Raw genomic sequence first — 17,778 nt, 5'->3', positions numbered from 1 at the left:
ATACCCCCCACGGTATCCACAGATCAGGCGGCCCCGTAGGGGACTAAGTCCTGTTTCAGGACGGGACCATCAGGCCGGGCGGAATACCTCGGCGCCGCCGTAGCGTTGGACCATATACCCGTGGGGGTATCTGTCGAGGAGGGTTTCAGATGGCAACAGTGGCGTTGACAGCCGACACGTTCGAGCAGGCGGTGACCGGCGACGGCATCGTCCTGGTGGATTTCTGGGCCGGCTGGTGCGGCCCCTGCCGGCGCTTCGCGCCGGTCTTCGAGCAGGCCAGCGTCCGGCACCCGGATATCGTGTTCGCGAAGGTGGACACCGAGGCCGAAGCCGGACTCGCGGGCGCACTGCGCATCTCGTCCATCCCGACCCTGATGGCGTTCCGGGACGGGGTGGCGGTCTTCTCCCAGCCCGGCGCACTGCCGGCCGCGGCACTGGAACAGGTCATCGCCGCCGTCGCGGATCTCGACATGGACGACGTCCGCGCCAAGATCGCCGCCAAGGCCGCAGCCGCCAAGCGCTGAACACTCCCGCACGCGACGGGCCGGTGGGATCCAGGATCCCACCGGCCCGCACTTGCGACCCAACCGCCCCGATCAGGCCAAGGACAGAAACAGCTTCTCCATCCGTTCCAGGTTGGCGCTCTGGTCCTCGCCCTCGTCGGCGGTCATGCACTGCTGCAGACCGCTGGCGATGATTTTGAAGCCGGCCCGGTCCAGCGCCCGGGAGACCGCGGCCAACTGCATGACGACCTCGGCGCAGTCGCGGCCCTCCTCCAACATGCCGATCACGCCGCGAATCTGGCCCTCGGCCCGGCGCAGCCGCTTGATCACGTCGCCGGTGGCGGTCTCGTCGACCTGCATCACGCACTCCTTCACCCCGATGTTCCGACCACCAACGCTACCCCCGGGGGTATACGACCGGCATCATCCTTAGGGACGGGAGCGGCGGGACCTTGGTCCCGAGAATCAGAGGCGTTCGGCGGCACGCCTTCCGCATACCCCGGGGGGTATGCTCAGTCGGGTAGGGCTCACCCGTTCCGGATGCCGTGGAGGCGCACGTGATCTTCACCCAGTACTACTTGGACTGCCTGTCCCAGGCCTCGTACCTGATCGCCGACGAGAACACCCGCCGCGCCATCGTGGTCGACCCGCGCCGGGACATCGCCGAATACCTGGCCGACGCGGCCGCACACGGCCTGACCATCGAGGCGGTCATCAACACCCACTTCCACGCCGACTTCATCGCCGGCCACCTGGAACTGGCCGCGACCACCGGCGCCTGGATCGGCTACGGGCAGCGCGCCGAGGCCGACTACCCGATCCGCAAGCTCGCCGACGGCGAGCGCATCAGCCTCGGCGACGTCACGTTGCAGATCATGGAAACCCCCGGCCACACGCCCGAGTCGATCAGCGTGCTGGTCTACGAGCACGCGGGCGACGAGGTGCCGTACGCGGTGCTCACCGGCGACGCGCTGTTCATCGGCGACGTCGGCCGCCCGGACCTGCTCGCCTCGCTCGGCCACACCGCCGAGCAACTCGGCGCGATGCTCTACGACAGCGTGCAGCACAAACTCATGGCCCTGCCCGACCCGGTCCGGGTGTTCCCCGCGCACGGCGCCGGCTCGGCCTGCGGCAAGAACCTGTCCACCGAACGGGCCTCCACCATCGGCGAGCAACGCGCCACCAACTACGCCTGCACCCCGATGCCGGCCGAGCAGTTCCTTGCGATGGTCACCGAAGGACAACCGGCCGCACCGGGCTACTTCGTCCATGACGCCGTGCTCAACCGCCGCGACCATGCCCTGTTCGACGCCGGCAACCCGCCGACCCCGCTGACCACCGACGAATTCCTGACCGCCCGGACCGGCGGCGCCGTCGTGCTGGACACCCGCGACGCCCCCGACTACGCCGCCGGGCACCTGCGCGGCTCACTCAACGTGCCGGCCGACGGGCGATTCGCCGAGACCGCCGGCACGGTCGTCAAGCCGGACCAGCGGATCCTGATCATCGCCGCCCAGGACCGGGAAGAGGAAATCGTCACCCGGCTCGCCCGTATCGGCCTGGACAACGTGGCCGGCTACCTGCGCGAGCCCGAGGCCGCCTTCCTGACCATGCCCGACCAGATCGAGCGGGCCAGTCGGCTCACCGTGGCCGAACTGCGCACCGCCCTGGCCGGCGGGAACCCACCGGTCGTGCTCGACGTGCGCAACCCCGGCGAGGTCGCCGCCGGCAGCATCGACCAGGCGATGCACATCCCCCTCGCCCAGCTACCCAACCGGCTCGGCGAGATCCCCACCGACCGGCCCGTCGTCGTCTCCTGCCAGGGCGGCTACCGCTCCTCGGTCGCCGCCAGCCTGCTGCGCCACGCCGGCCACCCCGACGTCTCCGACCTGCTCGGCGGCTACCTCGCCTGGCAAACCGCCCACCAGCCGGCCACCGCCTGACCACCCCCGGACTGTTGCGAGGAGCTGAACGTCACCATGACCGATGATTCCCAGGTCGCAGCGCCGGCCGCGCTGCCGCGGATCGGCGACCCGGCACCCGACTTCGACGCCGACAGCACCCACGGACGAGTACGCCTGGCCGGGACCCAGGCGATCACCGACAAACTCGGCGTGCGGATCCCCTTCCCGATCATCGCCGACCTCGACATGAGGGTGGCCCGCGCCTACGGCATGCTGCACCCGAACACGTCGCAGACCGCCGCCGTGCGGGCGGTGTTCGTCATTGATCCGGAGCAGACCGTCCGGGCGGTGCGGTACCACCCGATGAATGCCGGCCGGATGATCCCGGAGATCCTCCGCCTCATCGACGCGCTGCAGACCTCTGATCGCGACAGCGTGTCCTGTCCGGCCAACTGGCGGCCCGGCGACGACGTCGTGCTCGGTGCGCCCACCACCGAGGCGGCGCTGGACGCGCGGCTGGCCGATCAGGACCTCAAGCTCATCGACTGGCGCCTGGCGACCGTGCCCGACCGGGGAGCGGACCGATGAGCGCCGCCCGGCACGACGTGGTCATCGTCGGCGGTGGCACCGCGGGCATCAGCGTCGCCGCCCGGCTGCGCCGAGCGGGAGTCGCCGACGTGGCCGTCGTGGAGCCCTCCGACGTGCACTACTACCAGCCGCTGTGGACGCTGGTCGGCGCCGGCCAGGCCACCACGCGCGAGACGGTGCGGCCGGAGGGGAAGGTCATGCCCCGGGGAGTCACCTGGATCCGCGACCGGGCGGTCGGTATCGATCCCGCCGCACACACCGTCACGCTCGGTGACGGCACCACGGTGGGCTACGACCAGCTCGTGCTGGCGCCCGGTATCCAGCTCAACTTCGACGCCGTACCCGGTCTCGCCGAGACGCTCGGCCGCGATGGGGTGTCCAGCAACTACCGGGTTGATCTCGCGCCACGGACCTGGCAGTTCATCCAGCAGGCCAGCTCCGGTACCGCGCTCTTCGTCACCCCGCCCGGCCCGATCAAGTGCGCCGGGGCCCCGCAGAAGATCGCCTACCTGGCCGCCGACTGGTGGCGCCGCCAGGGCCTGGCCGACCGGATGAAGCTGATCATGGTGTTGCCCACCGCGGCCATGTTCAGCCAGCCCGACTGGGGCCGGGTCCTCAAACGCGTCGCCGCGGACTACGGCATCGAGGTCCGCCACAACACCCAGCTGGTGGAGGTCGACGGCCCGAACCGGCGCGCCGTGCTGCTCGACACCGCGAACGGCACCAAGGAGGAACTCGACTTCGAGGTCCTGCACACCGCACCACCGCAGAGCGCCCCCGACTGGATCCGCAACAGCCCGCTCGCCGACCCGGACAGCCCGTACGGCTATCTCAAGGCCGACCGGCACACCCTGCGCCACCCGGACTGGCCGGATGTGTTCGCCCTCGGCGACGCCGCGAACCTGCCGACGTCGAAGACCGGCGCAGCCATCCGCAAACAAGCGCCTGTCGTGGCCGCCAACGTGCTCGCCGCCCGCCGCGGCGCACCACCGGTCGCCCGCTACGACGGCTACACCTCCTGCCCCGTGGTCACCGCACACAACCGGATGCTGCTCGCCGAGTTCGACTACACCCTCACCCCACGACCCACTTTCCCGGTCATCGACACCATGCGCCCCCGCTACGACATGTACCTGCTCAAGAGATACGCCCTGCCGCAGCTGTACTGGCACGGCCTGCTCCGCGGCCGGGCGTGAGGTTTCCCGGAAGACGTTGACACGACCACCGATCGCCGCGCTATCGTGGAGAGTAGATACCCCCGGGGGTATACGAACCGAGAAGGAGAACAGCCCAGATGCGCGAGATTGACCAGAGGAGCTTCGCCGCCGCCCACCGCGACGGCGCGCTCGTGATCGATGTGCGTGAGCCTTTTGAGTACGTCGAGGGCCACGTCCCCGGCGCCCGGCTGATGCCGCTCGGGCAGCTGTCGTCCCACGTCAGCGAACTGCCGCGCAATGCGCCGGTCTACGTCGTGTGCGCGAGCGGCAACCGCAGCCTGTCCGCCGCCGGCTACCTCATCGCCGCCGGCATCGACGCCTGGTCGGTCGCGGGCGGCACCGGGGCATGGATCCACTCCGGCCACCCGGTGACCCGCGGCATGCACGCCGCCGCCTGACCGTCAACGAAGGAGCTCACCACCGTGCCGCACATCCTGCCGATCGACACCACCACCCTGGGCGACCGCAGCTACCTGGTCCACGACGGCCGGGTCGCGTTCGTGGTCGACCCGCAACGCGACATCGACCGGATCCTCGCCCTCGCCACCGGCGCAGGCGTCCAGATCACCCACGTCTTCGAAACCCACATCCACAACGACTACGTCACCGGCGGGTACGCCCTCGCCGCCGCGACCGGCGCCGCCTACCACGTCAACGCCGACGACCCGGTCACCTTCGACCGCACCCCGGTCCGCGACGGCGACATCATCACGGTCGGCCAGGACATGCACGTACGTGTCCTGGCCACCCCGGGACACACCTTCACCCACCTGTCCTACGCCCTCGACCACGACGGGCAGCAGGTGGCGGTGTTCTCGGGCGGATCGCTGCTGTACGGCTCGGTCGGCCGGCCCGACCTGCTCGGCCCCGACCACACCCACACCCTCGTCCGGCACCAGTACGCCTCCGCCCACCGCCTCGCGAGCGAGCTGCCGGACAGCGCCGCGGTGTATCCGACGCACGGTTTCGGCAGCTTCTGCTCGGCGACCCAGAGCGCGGCTGACACCGCCACCATCGGCTCGGAGAAGCTGATCAACCCGGCGCTCACCCGCGACGAAGAGGCCTTCGTCGACGAACTGCTCGCCGGACTGGACGCCTGGCCCGCCTACTACGCCCACATGGCCGCCGCCAACACCGCCGGCCCGGCCGCACCCGACCTGTCCCCGCCGGAGCGGGCCGACGCCGAGCAACTGCGCAAACGCATCGCGGCCGGGGAATGGGTGGTCGACCTGCGCAACCGGGTCGCGTTCACCGCCGGCCACCTGGCCGGCACGCTGAACTTCGGCCTCGACGGCAGCTTCGCCACCTACCTCGGCTGGCTCATCCCGTGGGGGACACCACTGACCCTGCTCGGCGAAACCCCCGACCAGATCGCCGAGGCCCAGCGGGAACTGGTCCGCATCGGCATCGACCGGCCCGCCGCCCACGCCACCGGCACCCCGCAGCAGTGGGCCGGCGGCGAGGACCTGGCCACGATCCCGCGGGCCACCTTCGCCGACCTCGCCCTGATCCGCCACCACCGGCACGTCACCGTCCTCGACGTCCGCCGCGACCTCGAACGAGCCGGCGCGCACATCGACGGCGCCCTGCACATCCCGCTGCACGACCTGCTGCGCCGCCTCGACGACGTACCCGGCGGCGAGATCTGGGTGCACTGCGCCGCCGGTTACCGCGCCACCGTCGCCGCGTCGCTGCTCGCCGCCGGGGGTCGCCACGTCGTCGCTGTCGACGACGACTTCGACCAGGCCCGCGCCAACGGCCTGCTCACCCTCGCCGCGAGCTGACCCGCCCGGACCCGCGCCGGACCGGCCCAGGCCGGTCCGGCCGACCCATCCTGCCCGAAACCCGAGCCGAACGAGGAGCCATGACCTCTCCCGAGTTCACCAACCCCACGACCGTGGATGCCGCGACCCTGCGGGACCTGCTCACCACCGGCGGCGACCTGCGCGTCCTGGACGTGCGCACGCCGGGCGAGTTCGAGACCGCGCACATTCCCGGCGCCTACAACGTGCCGCTGGACCTGCTCCGCGAGCACCGCGCCGAGCTGCGGGCCCACCTCGACGACCAGGTCGTGCTCGTCTGCCGTTCCGGCGCCCGCGCCACCCAGGCCGGGCAGACCCTCGCCGAGGTGGGCCTGCCCAACGTGAAGATCCTCGACGGCGGCATGCTCGCCTGGCAGCACACCGACGCCCCGGTCAACCGCGGCCGGTCACGCTGGGATCTGGAACGGCAGGTCCGCCTCGTCGCCGGCGTCATCGTGCTGTCCAGCGTCCTCGGCTCCCTGCTGCTGCCCGGCCTGCAGTGGGTCGCGGCGCTGATGGGTGCGGGCCTGACCGTCGCCGCGCTCACCAACACCTGTGCCATGGGCATGCTGCTGGCCAAGCTGCCCTACAACCGCGGCACCGCGAGCTGCGACCTGACCACCATCGTCGGGCAGTTGCGCGAGACAGGGGCCCGGCGGTGACCGCCACGGTCGTGCTCACGGTTGTGCTCGCCGTGGGCATCGGTGTCAGCCTCGGCCTGCTCGGCGGCGGCGGTTCCATCCTCGCGGTCCCCCTGCTGGTCTATGTCGCCGACCTGCCCGCGAAAGAGGCCATCGCCACCTCGCTGCTGGTCGTCGGCGCCACCAGCGCCGTCGCCGTCATCCCGCACGCCCGCGCCCACCGGGTCCGCTGGCGAACCGGCCTGATCTTCGGGGTGGCCGGCATGTCCGGCGCCTACGCCGGCGGGCGCCTCGCCGCCTACATCCCCGGCACCGTCCTGCTCGCCGGGTTCGCGCTGATGATGCTCGCCACCTCGATCGCGATGATCCGTGGCCGCCGGCCGAAACCCGGAAAGCCCGTTCCGCACGAGCTTCCCGTGCTGCACGTCATCGCCGACGGCGTCATCGTCGGCCTGGTCACGGGTCTGGTCGGCGCCGGCGGCGGCTTCCTCGTCGTGCCCGCCCTGGCCCTGCTCGGCGGGCTGCCGATGCCCATCGCCGTCGGCACCTCCCTGCTGGTCATCGCGATGAAATCCTTCGCCGGCCTCGCCGGATACCTCTCCACCGTGCACATCAACTGGCCCCTCGCCGCCGCCGTCACCGCCGCCGCCATCCTCGGCAGCCTCGCCGGCGGAAGGCTCGCCGGACGGATCCCCGAGGTGATCCTGCGCAAGACCTTCGGCTGGTTCGTGGCCGTCATGGGCGTCTTCGTCCTCGCCCAGCAACTGCCCTCCGGCCTCTCCACCAACCCGATCCTGTGGGTAGGCGCCGCCGCGCTCGCCGCCGCCGGCACCGCCTGGGCGCTCACCCGCCGGCACCGACGGTCGGAGACCTCGCGGGACGCCCACCCGACGCCGCCGACGGAGATCCCCGGGCCCGTGCCGCCCGGGCCGGCGGCACGGCCGTCGGACCTGCCATCGGCCGACCACCATGGGGTGCCCTCGTGACCACCGGCGTGGCACCGGCACCAACCGGCGGCACGCTCACCCGGCGGGCCGGCGGGCTGGCCCACCTGCCGGTCAGCGTCTTCGCGACGGTGATGGGGCTGGGCGGGACCGCACTGGTATGGCGACGCGCCGCGGGCACCTTCGCCATCTCGCCGCTCCCGGGCCGGATCCTGGCCTGGACCGCCCTCAGCGCCTTCGCCGTCACCGGCACCGCCTACGCCGCCAAAGCGTTCCGGCACCCGGACGCCGTGCGCCGGGAATGGCGTCACCCCGTGATGCTGGCGTTCACCGCGACCATCCCCGTTTCTGCGATCATCCTCGCCGCGGCGCTGCTCGACGCGTCCCGGCCGCTGTCAGCGATCCTGTGGTGGGCCGGCAGCCTGACTCAGCTCGTCCTGACCCTGCACGTGCTGCGGGTGTGGATCGGCGACCCCCGCTTCGAGCCCGGTCACGTCCACCCGGCCTGGTTCATCCCGGTCGTCGGCAACCTCGTCGTCCCGCTCGCCGGAACCACCCACGCCCCGGTCGAGGTGTCCTGGTTCTTCTTCGCCGTCGGCGTGGGCTACTGGCTCGCCCTGCTCCCGGTCATCCTCAACCGCCTGTTCCTGCACGGGCCGCTCCCCCCACGGCTCGCACCGACCCTGGCCATCCTGATCGCCCCACCCGCGGTGGCGTACCTGTCCTGGCTGCACCTCGGCGGAGCCGTCACCGACCCGGCCGCCCGGATCCTGCTGCACCTGGCCACCTTCCAGGCACTCCTGCTCGCGGTGCAGGCGGGCCGGCTCAGCAGGCTGCCGTTCGCGCTGTCCGCGTGGGCGTACACCTTCCCGCTCGCCGCGCTGACCGCGGCGTTGCTAGCCGCCGCCCACGCCGGCATGAGCGGATACCGGCCCGCCGCCGCGCTCGCCCTGGGCGTGGTCAGCGTGCTGACCGCCGGCCTCACCGCACGAACGCTGCTCGCCGCGCGAAGAGGCGACCTGAGCCGCCCCGAGCCGGCAGCAGCGGAAACCAGGGGCGTCGACATACCCCACAATGCTGACCTTCGACCCTGATGACCTGGCCGGGCCCGGGCGCACGATCGAGACGTGGCTGGTCAAACTTTTCTTGAAGCAGACTCCGTCGCAGCGGCGAACCTGTTGGGCGCGGTGGCGAACCCGGTGCGGTGGCGACTGCTGGTGTTCCTGAGCGACGGGGTCACCCGGTGCGTGTGTGAGCTGCAGCCGGTCGCGGCCGTGTCCGCCGGTCTGCTGTCGTACCACCTGAGAGTGCTGCGGGAGGCGGGACTGCTACGGGCCGACCGGCGTGGCACCTGGGTCGACTACACGATCGTCCCGGACGTGCTGGAGCAGCTTCACCGGGCCCTTCCCACGCCTGGATACGCCGGCTCGGATCCGGCGGCGGACCAGGAGGTGGCCCGGTGAGTGAGCACATCGTCCCCGCGGAAAGCCCGGTCTCGCGATGGCGGCGCCCCGCCACGGGTGCGGCGGTCGGCGCCGGCGTGTTCGCGGTGTGGCTGGCCGCGTACCGGGTCAACGGGCCGTGGTGGGACCTGGTGGTGTACCGGTGGTGGGGGCTGGATCCCGAATCGCGGTGGGGATCGGGGCTGCACTTCTTCTTCTACGACACGGTGAAGATCGTCCTGCTGCTGGTGGGGATCATCTTCGTGGTCACCGTGGCGCGTTCGTACATGAGCGTGGAACGGACCCGGGCCTTGCTGGGCGGCCGGCGTGAGGGCGTGGGCAACGTGATGGCCGCCGGGCTGGGCGTGGTGACCCCGTTCTGTTCGTGTTCGGCGGTGCCGGCGTTCATCGGGTTCGTCGCCGCCGGGGTGCCGATCGGGGTGACCTTGTCGTTCCTGATCGCCAGCCCGCTGGTCAACGAGGTCGCGATCGCGTTGCTGCTGGGCATGTTCGGCCCCGGCGTCGCCGGGCTGTACGTGGCCGCCGGCCTGGCGGTGGCGGTGATGGCCGGCTGGGTGCTGGGCCGGCTGGGCGTGCAGCGCTGGGTGGAGCCGTTCGTGTTCGAGACCCGCCTGGGCGGGCAGGTCATCGACTCCACCGCCGGGCTGACGGTGCGCGAACGTGTCCAGATGGGCCGGGAGGAGGTCCGGTCGATCCTGGGCCGGATCTGGCCCTACCTGCTGGTGGGCATCGGACTGGGCGCGGTGATCCACGGGTGGGCGCCGCAGGACTTCTTCGCCCGCTACGCCGGGCCGGACAATCCGTTCGGGGTTCTGGTGGCCGTCGTAGTCGGGGTGCCGCTGTACTCCAACGCGGCCGGAGTGATGCCGCTCGTGGAGGCGCTGCACGACAAGGGACTGCCGATGGGCACGCTGCTGGCGTTCATGATGAGCGTCGTCGCGTTGAGCCTGCCCGAGCTCATCCTGCTGCGCCGCGTCCTCAAACCCCCGCTGCTGGCGGCCTTCGTGGCGGTCACCGCCGCCGGCATCGTCGCCGTCGGCTACCTGTTCAACCTCATCCTCGCCTGACCGCGAGGCTCACCCTTCGGGAGATTCTCATGCTGATCAAAGTGCTCGGCCCGGGTTGCGCCAACTGTGTGGCCCTGGAACGCGCCACCCGCCAGGCCATCGAGGAACTCGGCGTCGCCGCCGAGATCAAGAAGGTCACCGACTTTCCGAGCATCGTCGGTTACGGGGTGATGTCCACCCCCGCGCTGGTCGTCGACGAGCAGGTCGTGCTCGCCGGCCGCGTACCCACCGCGGGGCAGTTGCGCGACCTGCTGGCCGCTCTGCCGGCGTTCAGCGGCTGAGCTGGTCCAGGGCGGCGCGCAGCCGGACGGCGGCGTCGTCGGCGATCTCCTGGATCTCGGTCCGGCCGGTGACCTGGACCATGGTCTGCGGGTCCAGCGCCTGCACGAGGGTGGCGTCGGCTCCGTCGGCGCGGACGACGACGTTGCAGGGCAGCAACAGCCCGATCTCCGGGTCGAGACCCAGGGCGCGGTGCGCGAGCGACGGATTGCACGCGCCGAGGATCAGGTAATCCTCCATGGCCACGCCGAGTTTCGCGTGCAGGGTCGCCTGGACGTCGATCTCGGTGAGCACGCCGAAACCCTGATCCTTCAGCGCGGCGCGGACCCGGTCCACGACAGCGGCGGAGAACGGCTGCGGGAGGCGGGTGGTGTAGGCGTACGACATGTGCGGTTCTCCTTGGTTCGGCTGGTAGAGCACCCGCAGGTGCTCACGGTCACGCAGCAGCGCCAAGCGGCGGTGCAGCACGTGGTTGTGCAGCGACTGGCTGCGGTGGGCGACGATCGCCCGTCGTTGGCGGGTGCGGGAGACGCTGAGCCGCGCGTTGATCTCGTCCGGCCGGCGGCCGACGAAGGCGGTGCCGAACTGGTCGTTGAGCCGGTCGGCGATGTCGTGCGGAAGGGTCCAGGCCAGCACGGTACGGCCGGTGGCGCGGGCTGCGATCAGCGCGGCCCGGGTGGCCTGCTGGTGGTCGGGGTGGCCGGTGACCCCGCCGGTGTCGAACACGAGCAGGTGGCTCGGGTGTTGTGCGGCGATCAGCCGGCGGACCTGCCCGGCCAGGTGATCCAGCGGGTGCCGGTCGAGGTGACCGTCGGGGTAGTCGAGCAGTTCCACCGAGTCGAGACCGAGTACCGCCGCGGCCGTACGCAGCTCCGTGTCGCGGATGGTGGCCAGGTCGCCGGCGCGGCCGTGCAGGGTGGACGCCTCACCGTGGGTGAAGCACAGCAGCGATACGGGAATCCCGCAGGCGACGAGACGGTCCAGCACCGCGCCCAGCGCGAACGACTCGTCGTCCGGGTGCGCGACCACGGCGAGGACACGTTCCATGTCGCGGGTCAGCGCGGGGCGCTGGTCGGGCCGGCCGATGGCCGGATTCGTCGGACGGATCATCACCCGGTAAGCATACCCCCGCGGGTATTCTTGCCGGGGATGTGCGGCAGGCTCCGCGGCCATGAGGGGCGGAAAGGCCCGGCCGGCCGGGACCGGGGTCTCTGCCGTCGATACCCCGGTAGGTATTTGATGAGGGGAGTCCGGTTTCGGATCGGTGACATGCTGACAAGGACCGAGGGCGCGAAGATGACAACGCCGAAAGCGCGGACGCCGGCCGGAACCGGTGCGGCTCTGATCGAACGGATCCGGGCCGGGATCATCGGCGAAGGCCAGATCCTCGACGGCCCGTACGGGCCCCGCCGGATCACCTACGCCGACTACACCGCCTCCGGACGATCGCTGGACTTCATCGAGGACGCCATCCGCGACCACGTGCTGCCCCGGTACGCCAACACCCACACCGAGTCCTCCGGCACCGGCCTGGCCACCGGCCTGCTCCGCGAGGACGCGCGACGCCTCATCCACGACGCCGTCGGCGGCACCGACGAGCACGTGGTCATCTTCTGCGGCTCCGGCGCCACCGCCGCGATCAACAAACTCGTCGGCATCCTGGAACTGCGGCTGCCCGACGGCCCCGCCCGCCGGTACGGGCTGCTGGACCGGATCCCCGCCGAGCAGCGGCCGGTGGTGTTCGTCGGTCCCTACGAGCACCACTCCAACGAACTGCCGTGGCGGGAAACCTACGCCGAGGTGGTCGAGATAGGCGCCGACCCGGACGGGCACCTCGACCTCGCCGACCTCGCCACCCAACTCGAGCGGTACGCCGACCGGCCGCTGCGCATCGGCAGCTTCTCCGCCGCCTCCAACGTCACCGGCATCCTGACCGACACCGACCCGATCGCCGCGCTGCTCCACACCCACGGGGCGCTGTCATTCTTCGACTACGCCGCCGCCGCACCGTACGTGCCCATCCGCATGGCCGCGTCCGCACCGGGCGTGCCCGACGGGAAGGACGCGGTGTTCCTGTCGCCGCACAAGTTCATCGGCGGCCCGCAGACACCCGGCGTCCTGGTCGTGCGGCGCGACCTGATCCGCAACCGGGTGCCCACCACCCCGGGCGGCGGCACGGTCGCGTTCGTCGACCCGATCGGGCACCGGTACCTCGACGACCCGGTCGCCCGGGAAGAGGGCGGCACCCCCGCCATCGTCGAGTCGATCCGCGCCGGCCTCGTCTTCGCCCTCAAACAGGCCGTCGGCACCGAGGTCATCGCGGCCCGCGAGCAACGGCTGTGGCGGCGTGCGCTGCACCGCTGGGCCGCCGACCCGCACATCGAGGTGCTCGGCAACCGCCGGGCACCGCGGCTGTCGATCGTGTCGCTGCGGATCCGTCACGGCGCGAGGTACCTGCACCACAACTACGTGGTCGCGCTGCTCAACGACCTGTTCGGCATCCAGGCCCGCGGCGGCTGCTCCTGCGCCGGACCCTACGGCCACCGGCTGCTGGGCATTGACGCGACACACTCGCATGCGTTCCGCGACGAGATCGGCCACGGCTGCGAAGGCATCAAACCCGGCTGGGTCCGCATCAACTTCAACTACTTCATCTCCGACACCGTCGCCGACTACCTCATCGAGGCCGTCGACCTCATCGCCGTCGGCGGACACCGACTGCTCGCCGACTACCACTTCGACCCGCACACCGGCCTGTGGCGACACCGTCACGCCGCACCGGGAGCGCCGGTGCGCCTGGCCGACCTGCACTACACCGCCGACGGCACCCTGGCCGGCCCCGCACGGCAAGCCAGCGCCGGAGAAGAGGTCCTCGGCGGCTACCTACGCCACGCCGCGGAGGTGATCAGCGACCACCCCGACGACGTCGACGACGGCGCCACCGGGCTCCCGCCGGGCTTCGAAACATTGCGCTGGTTCCATCTGCCACCGGCCTGCCTGACCGCCGCCGGCGCTGTCCGCCGGAGATAGAGGTCGTCATCTGGGTGGCACTGGTTCTGAGCGCGAGTAGCGGTCCTGTAGGGGCGCTAGACTCGCCGGCCATGGGACCGCTCATCTTCAGCCTCAACCTCACCCTGGATGGTTGCGTCGACCACCAGGAGGGGATCGCCGACGACGAGACACACGCCTTCTTCACCCGGCTCATGGACGAGTGCGGGGCGATGCTGTGGGGTCGCGTCACCTACGAGATGATGGAGAGCGCCTGGCCGGCCGTCGCCCGCGGCGACGAGGAGGCGCCGCCGGCCCTGCGCGAGTGGGCGGTCAAGCTGCAGGCCAAACCCAAGTACGTGGTGTCGTCGACGCGCAAGGATTTCCCGTGGGCCAACAGCCACCACGTCGCCGGCGATCTGCGCGAGGGCGTGCAGAAGCTCAAGGACGAGAACCCGGCCGGGGTCCTGCTCGGAAGCGGCAAGCTCGCGACCGGGCTCGACCGGCTGGACCTGATCGACGAGTATCAGCTGCTCGTCCATCCCAGGATCGCCGGACACGGCCCGACGCTGCACGAGGGCGGGCTGCCCGGCACGCGCCGGCTCGAGCTGCTCTCGGCGGAGCCGCTCCGCAACGGCGCGGTGGCCATGCACTACCGCCGCGCGCGCTGAACCCCCGGAGTCCATCGCTGCAGCGGACGGGTAGAAGCCGGTGAGCCTGCATTACGAGTGGACGCTTTCGCTGCGCCTGCGGCCGGACGTGCCCGCGTCGTTCCTGGACGAGGTCCGCTTCCACCTCGGTCTCGTTGCGCGGTTGCCCGAAGATCCTGAGCTGGACATTGACTGGCCCTGCCTGGTCACGGAGCCGGACGATGCTCTGCCGGGCGGCGGTGTCCGGTCGTTGATCGCCCAGCAGCCGTACTCGAACCGGCCGGGCTCGTTCGGGTTGTTCGTGCGGACGTTTGTTCTCGACGATGCCATGTATGAGCTGATCTCGGTGGTGCCGGCCTGGTTGGCGCGGTGGTCGCTGACGCAGGGGTGGGTCGGTCAGGCGCGTGAGGAGCTGTCGCTGCACCCCTGATCGGCGACGCCGACCTCCTCGAGATCACCCCCGGCATGGCCGACCAGCGGCTCGGCTTCCTCGTCCCGGTCGCCTGATCAGCCTGCCTGACGCGGCTCAGTGCGCCGGCGGATCCGGCCACGGGCGGCGAGCCGGTCGAGGCGTCGTTGTTCCCGGCCGGCCCACCGCGCCACCCTGCCCGGGTCGAGGCGGCCGCCGTGGCCGACATGCAGCGACCCGGGGTTGAGGTCGAGCATCGCGCGCAGGCTGGCGAGGTTCGCCGCCGGGTCGTCGTGAAACGGCGGGTTCGCCGGCCGGCCGGTGATCGCCCCCAGGAACGAACTGGCGATCAGATCACCGGCCACCAGGTCACCGTCATCGGTGAGCACGGAGACCGACCCGGCGGTGTGGCCGGGCGTGGGCATGATGCGGGCGGCGACGCCGAGATCGTCGAGGCGCTGCGGGCCGTCGAGCACAAGATCCGGCTCCACCGCGTGGGTGGTGCGGTGCAGCGCGGGCAGCCGGCTCAGCAGCGCACCGAACGGGCCGGTCGGCAGATAGGGCTCGCGGGCCCGCCCGGCCCGGTACGGCTCCAGGTCCGCACGGTGGGCAGCGATCGGCGCGCCGGTCACCTCGCGGACGTGTGCCGCGGCTCCGAAGTGGTCGATGTGGGCGTGAGTGAGCACGATCAACGCCAGGTCGGCCGGGTCGACCCCGTGAGCGGCGATACCGTCGACGATCCGGTGTCCGCTGCCGGGAATCCCGGCGTCCACGAGGATCGGCCGGCGACCGAGCAGCAGGTAGGCGTTGATGGAGTGCCGGCCTGCCACCGGGATCGCACGCACGCTGACCCGACCGGAACGCACCGTCATCGCGCCACCGCCACGGCGAACGCCACGGCCAGCACTGTGACCGCAGCGGTGAGTACCGCCGCGATCGGACCGCGACGGTCCGCCGGCAACCGGCCGAGAAGCCGGGAGACACGGCCGAGTACGGCCAGCGGCGCCGCGGCGACCCAGATGTCGCGTTCCACCCGGCCACCGGCGAACCTCACCACCGCGGGCAGATGGCCGACCGCGCGCAGCAGTGGCCCGACCATCGCGCGACTGCGCGGGTGCTGTGGTTGCTGTCCGGCGGCGACCGCGGTCAGCGCAGCTCGCAGGCCGCGCTCGTCGTTGGCCCAGTGAGCGCGGAACCGGATCACACCGCCGGCGTCGAGCAGGTACGCCGAGTTGGGTTTCGGGCTCATCGCCCGGTGCAGGCCACCATCAAGATCGTCGACGGCCACCTCGAAGCCGGCCCCGTGATGGCGCCGCAGCTCCTCGGCGTGACGCCGTTTGTCCGCCACGGTCCCGGGCTGACCGAACCGCTCCCCCGGGTGCGCCTCCCGGGTGTTCACCAGGACGAACCGCACCCGGTCACCGAAGTCGCGGTGCAGCGCGTTCAGGATCGGCCCGGCGCTCTCGGTGACCGGGCAGGTCCGGGAGCCGAAGACCAGCAGCACCGGCAGCGGGCCGAGGCCGGCGTCGGTGAACCGGCCGCCGTCGACGGTGGGCAGGTCGAAAGCCGGCACCCGGTCGCCAGGGGCAGGCGCGTCCCGGTCGAAGGTCAGATCGTCGAGCAGCAGGGCGGTGCGGAACCGGGTGAACCGGTACTGCTCGCCCGCGGTGGTGGTTGTTGATGGCACAAAAATCTCCTCGGTATTTGACTGATCGGTCAACTCTTCGGGCATGAAGAAGCGGGCACGTCACTGAGCGATGCTCAGCGAGACGCCCGCAGCAGCAATCGGATGTCGGCTTTGGCCAGCAGGACAAGACTCGGGTCGTCGTGCGCTTTGGCCAGCAGCGCCAGCCCCTGCATCAGCGCCAGCACGCGGGTCGCGGCACTGGTGGACTCGATGTCGGCGGGCACGTCGCCGCGCCCCTTCGCCTCACTGATGGCCGTCGCGAAGTAGCCCATCCAGCCATCCAGCACCCGGCCGGCTCGGGCGCGGCCCTCCTCGCCGTGACCGGCGACCTCGGCGGCCAGGCCCCCGAGCGGGCAGCCCGGCGTGGCGCCGAACCGCTCCCGCATGAGCGAGAGCATCCGCCCGAAACTGTCGACGAAGCGGTCGATGCGCTCCAGCGGCGGCACATCCGCGGCGAAGGCCTCGTCGAGCACCGCGTGCATCATGTCCCAGTTGTGGTCCAGGACCGCTCCACCGAGAGCCTCCTTGGACGGGAAGAAATGATAAAGGCTGCCCTTGTGAACACCGGCAGCCTTGCAGACGTCCTCGGTGCTCACCTCGGCCAGCGACGCGCCATGCACCAGATCGCGCGCCACCGCGACGATCCGTTCCCGCGTCCCCTTGGCCATAGCCACCCCCGGCTTGACTGCTCGGTCAAAAGTTAGCCGTCGTTGACCAATCAGTCAAGTCGGTCCATGAACCCGACGGTACGACGCCCTCCGGCCGGCGCCTCCGCCCCTCGCCGGTCGCGGCGAGGACCACCGGGGCCAATGAGCAGGAGCACGCAGCGGCGGTCGCCGCTGTCGAGGACGACCGGGTCGGTCACGCCGCGACGGGCAGGTCGGCCAGCCGCCATTCGAGCATCCCGTCGGTCAGCCGGGCGGCGCGGCGGCCACGGACCGTGAGCAAGCGGACGGCGTCGTGGGCCAGCACGCAGTACGCACCGCGGCAGTAGGCCACGACCGCGACGTCGTCGGGCAGTTCGGCGAGCCGGTCGGGCAGCTGGTCCAGCGGGATCGAGACAGCGCCGGGGATGTGCCCGGCGGCGTACTCCTCGGCCGGGCGCACGTCGACGGCGACAACGTCCCCGGCGGCGAGACGACGTTGCAGCTCCTCGCGGCCGACGGCTTCGGTGTCGTCGTCACCGAGGTAGGTGTCGCGGGCGGCGGCGGCCGGCGTGAACCGGGTGCCGGCGACGTCGCGCAGCAGCGCGTACAGGGCGGCCACGTCCGGGCCGGCGAGCCGGTAGTAGATCTTCGTGCCGTCGCGGCGGGTGGTCAGCAGCCCGGCCTGACGCAGCTTCTGCAGGTGCGCCGAACAGGTGGTCAAACCCAGGCCGGCGGCACGGGCCAGGTCCTCGACGCTGCGTTCGCCTTGCGCGAGCAGGTCGAGCAGTTCGAGACGCTTGCCGCTGCCGAGAGCTTTGCCGACCTGCGCGAGCGCGTCGAACAGCCGGGCCTTGACGACCGGATCACCCATGACACTCCTCCAATGTTCTATGGAATATTGTAGTAGTGAAGGGGCGACGGCACGGTGCCACCCCCGGGTGAACTACGCGGTCCCCACGCGGCGACCGCCGTCGTGTCTTGCCCTTCGA

Annotated in this window: 21 protein-coding genes; 15 read left to right on the top strand and 6 right to left on the bottom strand. The window is 71.2% G+C overall.

Annotated features, from left to right (window positions below):
- Positions 1-149 precede the first annotated feature (149 nt).
- A complete protein-coding gene (locus tag ACIBQZ_RS39885) occupies positions 150-524 on the top strand; it encodes a thioredoxin family protein (RefSeq protein WP_396094147.1) in 375 nt (124 codons plus the stop codon).
- Positions 525-596: 72 nt separating this feature from the next.
- On the opposite strand, the gene ACIBQZ_RS39880 is transcribed toward ACIBQZ_RS39885, so the two are convergent.
- Positions 597-863 (bottom strand): metal-sensitive transcriptional regulator, encoded by a 267-nt coding sequence (locus ACIBQZ_RS39880; RefSeq protein ID WP_329018098.1) that lies wholly within the window; start codon positions 861-863, stop codon positions 597-599.
- Between the two features lie 197 nt (positions 864-1,060).
- Between ACIBQZ_RS39880 and ACIBQZ_RS39875 the strand changes: the two genes are divergently transcribed.
- The 11 genes from ACIBQZ_RS39875 (at position 1,061) to ACIBQZ_RS39825 (ending at position 10,410) form a co-directional block, all read left to right on the top strand.
- The gene (locus tag ACIBQZ_RS39875) at positions 1,061-2,446 is read left to right on the top strand and encodes a rhodanese-like domain-containing protein (protein WP_396094146.1); all 1,386 of its coding nucleotides are present in this window, start codon (positions 1,061-1,063) and stop codon (positions 2,444-2,446) included.
- A gap of 36 nt (positions 2,447-2,482) precedes the next feature.
- Entirely contained in the window at positions 2,483-2,995 is a 513-nt protein-coding gene (locus ACIBQZ_RS39870; RefSeq protein ID WP_396094145.1) for a redoxin domain-containing protein, read from the top strand.
- Positions 2,992-4,191 carry an FAD-dependent oxidoreductase gene (locus tag ACIBQZ_RS39865; RefSeq protein WP_396094144.1) on the top strand — a complete coding sequence of 400 codons (1,200 nt, stop codon included), beginning with the start codon at positions 2,992-2,994 and terminating at the stop codon, positions 4,189-4,191. The genes ACIBQZ_RS39870 and ACIBQZ_RS39865 overlap by 4 nt, the downstream gene beginning before the upstream one ends.
- 98 nt (positions 4,192-4,289) lie before the next feature.
- The gene (locus ACIBQZ_RS39860) at positions 4,290-4,610 is read left to right on the top strand and encodes a rhodanese-like domain-containing protein (protein ID WP_396094143.1); all 321 of its coding nucleotides are present in this window, start codon (positions 4,290-4,292) and stop codon (positions 4,608-4,610) included.
- A 33-nt stretch (positions 4,611-4,643) separates the two neighbouring features.
- Positions 4,644-5,996 (top strand): rhodanese-like domain-containing protein, encoded by a 1,353-nt coding sequence (locus tag ACIBQZ_RS39855; RefSeq protein ID WP_396094167.1) that lies wholly within the window; start codon positions 4,644-4,646, stop codon positions 5,994-5,996.
- 80 nt (positions 5,997-6,076) lie between these two features.
- Positions 6,077-6,676, top strand: coding sequence for a rhodanese-like domain-containing protein (locus ACIBQZ_RS39850; RefSeq protein WP_396094142.1), 600 nt, complete (start codon positions 6,077-6,079; stop codon positions 6,674-6,676).
- Positions 6,673-7,641, top strand: coding sequence for a sulfite exporter TauE/SafE family protein (locus ACIBQZ_RS39845; RefSeq protein ID WP_396094141.1), 969 nt, complete (start codon positions 6,673-6,675; stop codon positions 7,639-7,641). The genes ACIBQZ_RS39850 and ACIBQZ_RS39845 overlap by 4 nt, the downstream gene beginning before the upstream one ends.
- A complete protein-coding gene (locus ACIBQZ_RS39840; protein WP_396094140.1) occupies positions 7,638-8,693 on the top strand; it encodes an SLAC1 anion channel family protein in 1,056 nt (351 codons plus the stop codon). Before ACIBQZ_RS39845 ends, ACIBQZ_RS39840 begins: the two co-directional genes overlap by 4 nt.
- Before the next feature lie 33 nt (positions 8,694-8,726).
- Positions 8,727-9,062, top strand: coding sequence for an ArsR/SmtB family transcription factor (locus ACIBQZ_RS39835; RefSeq protein ID WP_396094139.1), 336 nt, complete (start codon positions 8,727-8,729; stop codon positions 9,060-9,062).
- Positions 9,059-10,129, top strand: coding sequence for a permease (locus tag ACIBQZ_RS39830; protein WP_396094138.1), 1,071 nt, complete (start codon positions 9,059-9,061; stop codon positions 10,127-10,129). Before ACIBQZ_RS39835 ends, ACIBQZ_RS39830 begins: the two co-directional genes overlap by 4 nt.
- 29 nt (positions 10,130-10,158) lie before the next feature.
- Positions 10,159-10,410 (top strand): thioredoxin family protein, encoded by a 252-nt coding sequence (locus ACIBQZ_RS39825; RefSeq protein ID WP_396094137.1) that lies wholly within the window; start codon positions 10,159-10,161, stop codon positions 10,408-10,410.
- Here ACIBQZ_RS39825 and ACIBQZ_RS39820 read toward each other — a convergent pair.
- On the bottom strand, positions 10,400-11,518 hold the full coding sequence (locus ACIBQZ_RS39820; protein WP_396094166.1) for a PIG-L family deacetylase: 1,119 nt from the start codon (positions 11,516-11,518) through the stop codon (positions 10,400-10,402). The genes ACIBQZ_RS39825 and ACIBQZ_RS39820 overlap by 11 nt on opposite strands.
- A 186-nt stretch (positions 11,519-11,704) precedes the next feature.
- Here ACIBQZ_RS39820 and ACIBQZ_RS39815 point away from each other — a divergent pair, with 186 nt between their 5' ends.
- The 3 genes from ACIBQZ_RS39815 (at position 11,705) to ACIBQZ_RS39805 (ending at position 14,476) form a co-directional block, all read left to right on the top strand.
- Positions 11,705-13,438, top strand: a complete 1,734-nt coding sequence (locus tag ACIBQZ_RS39815) for an aminotransferase class V-fold PLP-dependent enzyme (RefSeq protein WP_396094135.1) — start codon at positions 11,705-11,707, stop codon at positions 13,436-13,438.
- A 71-nt stretch (positions 13,439-13,509) separates the two neighbouring features.
- On the top strand, positions 13,510-14,067 hold the full coding sequence (locus ACIBQZ_RS39810; protein WP_396094134.1) for a dihydrofolate reductase family protein: 558 nt from the start codon (positions 13,510-13,512) through the stop codon (positions 14,065-14,067).
- A gap of 40 nt (positions 14,068-14,107) precedes the next feature.
- On the top strand, positions 14,108-14,476 hold the full coding sequence (locus tag ACIBQZ_RS39805; protein ID WP_396094133.1) for a hypothetical protein: 369 nt from the start codon (positions 14,108-14,110) through the stop codon (positions 14,474-14,476).
- Between the two features lie 77 nt (positions 14,477-14,553).
- On the opposite strand, the gene ACIBQZ_RS39800 is transcribed toward ACIBQZ_RS39805, so the two are convergent.
- From ACIBQZ_RS39800 to ACIBQZ_RS39785, 4 genes are all read right to left on the bottom strand, one after another.
- A complete protein-coding gene (locus ACIBQZ_RS39800; RefSeq protein ID WP_396094132.1) occupies positions 14,554-15,327 on the bottom strand; it encodes an MBL fold metallo-hydrolase in 774 nt (257 codons plus the stop codon).
- On the bottom strand, positions 15,324-16,142 hold the full coding sequence (locus ACIBQZ_RS39795; RefSeq protein ID WP_396094131.1) for a hypothetical protein: 819 nt from the start codon (positions 16,140-16,142) through the stop codon (positions 15,324-15,326). Before ACIBQZ_RS39795 ends, ACIBQZ_RS39800 begins: the two co-directional genes overlap by 4 nt.
- A 74-nt stretch (positions 16,143-16,216) precedes the next feature.
- Complete coding sequence (locus ACIBQZ_RS39790; RefSeq protein WP_396094130.1) at positions 16,217-16,810, bottom strand: TetR/AcrR family transcriptional regulator; 594 nt, start codon at positions 16,808-16,810, stop codon at positions 16,217-16,219.
- A gap of 193 nt (positions 16,811-17,003) precedes the next feature.
- Positions 17,004-17,660 (bottom strand): ArsR/SmtB family transcription factor, encoded by a 657-nt coding sequence (locus ACIBQZ_RS39785; RefSeq protein WP_396094129.1) that lies wholly within the window; start codon positions 17,658-17,660, stop codon positions 17,004-17,006.
- Positions 17,661-17,778: the final 118 nt, after the last annotated feature.

This window comes from Actinoplanes sp. NPDC049599 (genome assembly GCF_044465625.1).
Taxonomy (GTDB): domain Bacteria; phylum Actinomycetota; class Actinomycetes; order Mycobacteriales; family Micromonosporaceae; genus Actinoplanes.
Note: the sequence above shows the minus strand (reverse complement) of the source record. Positions and strands in the feature narration are given on the sequence as shown.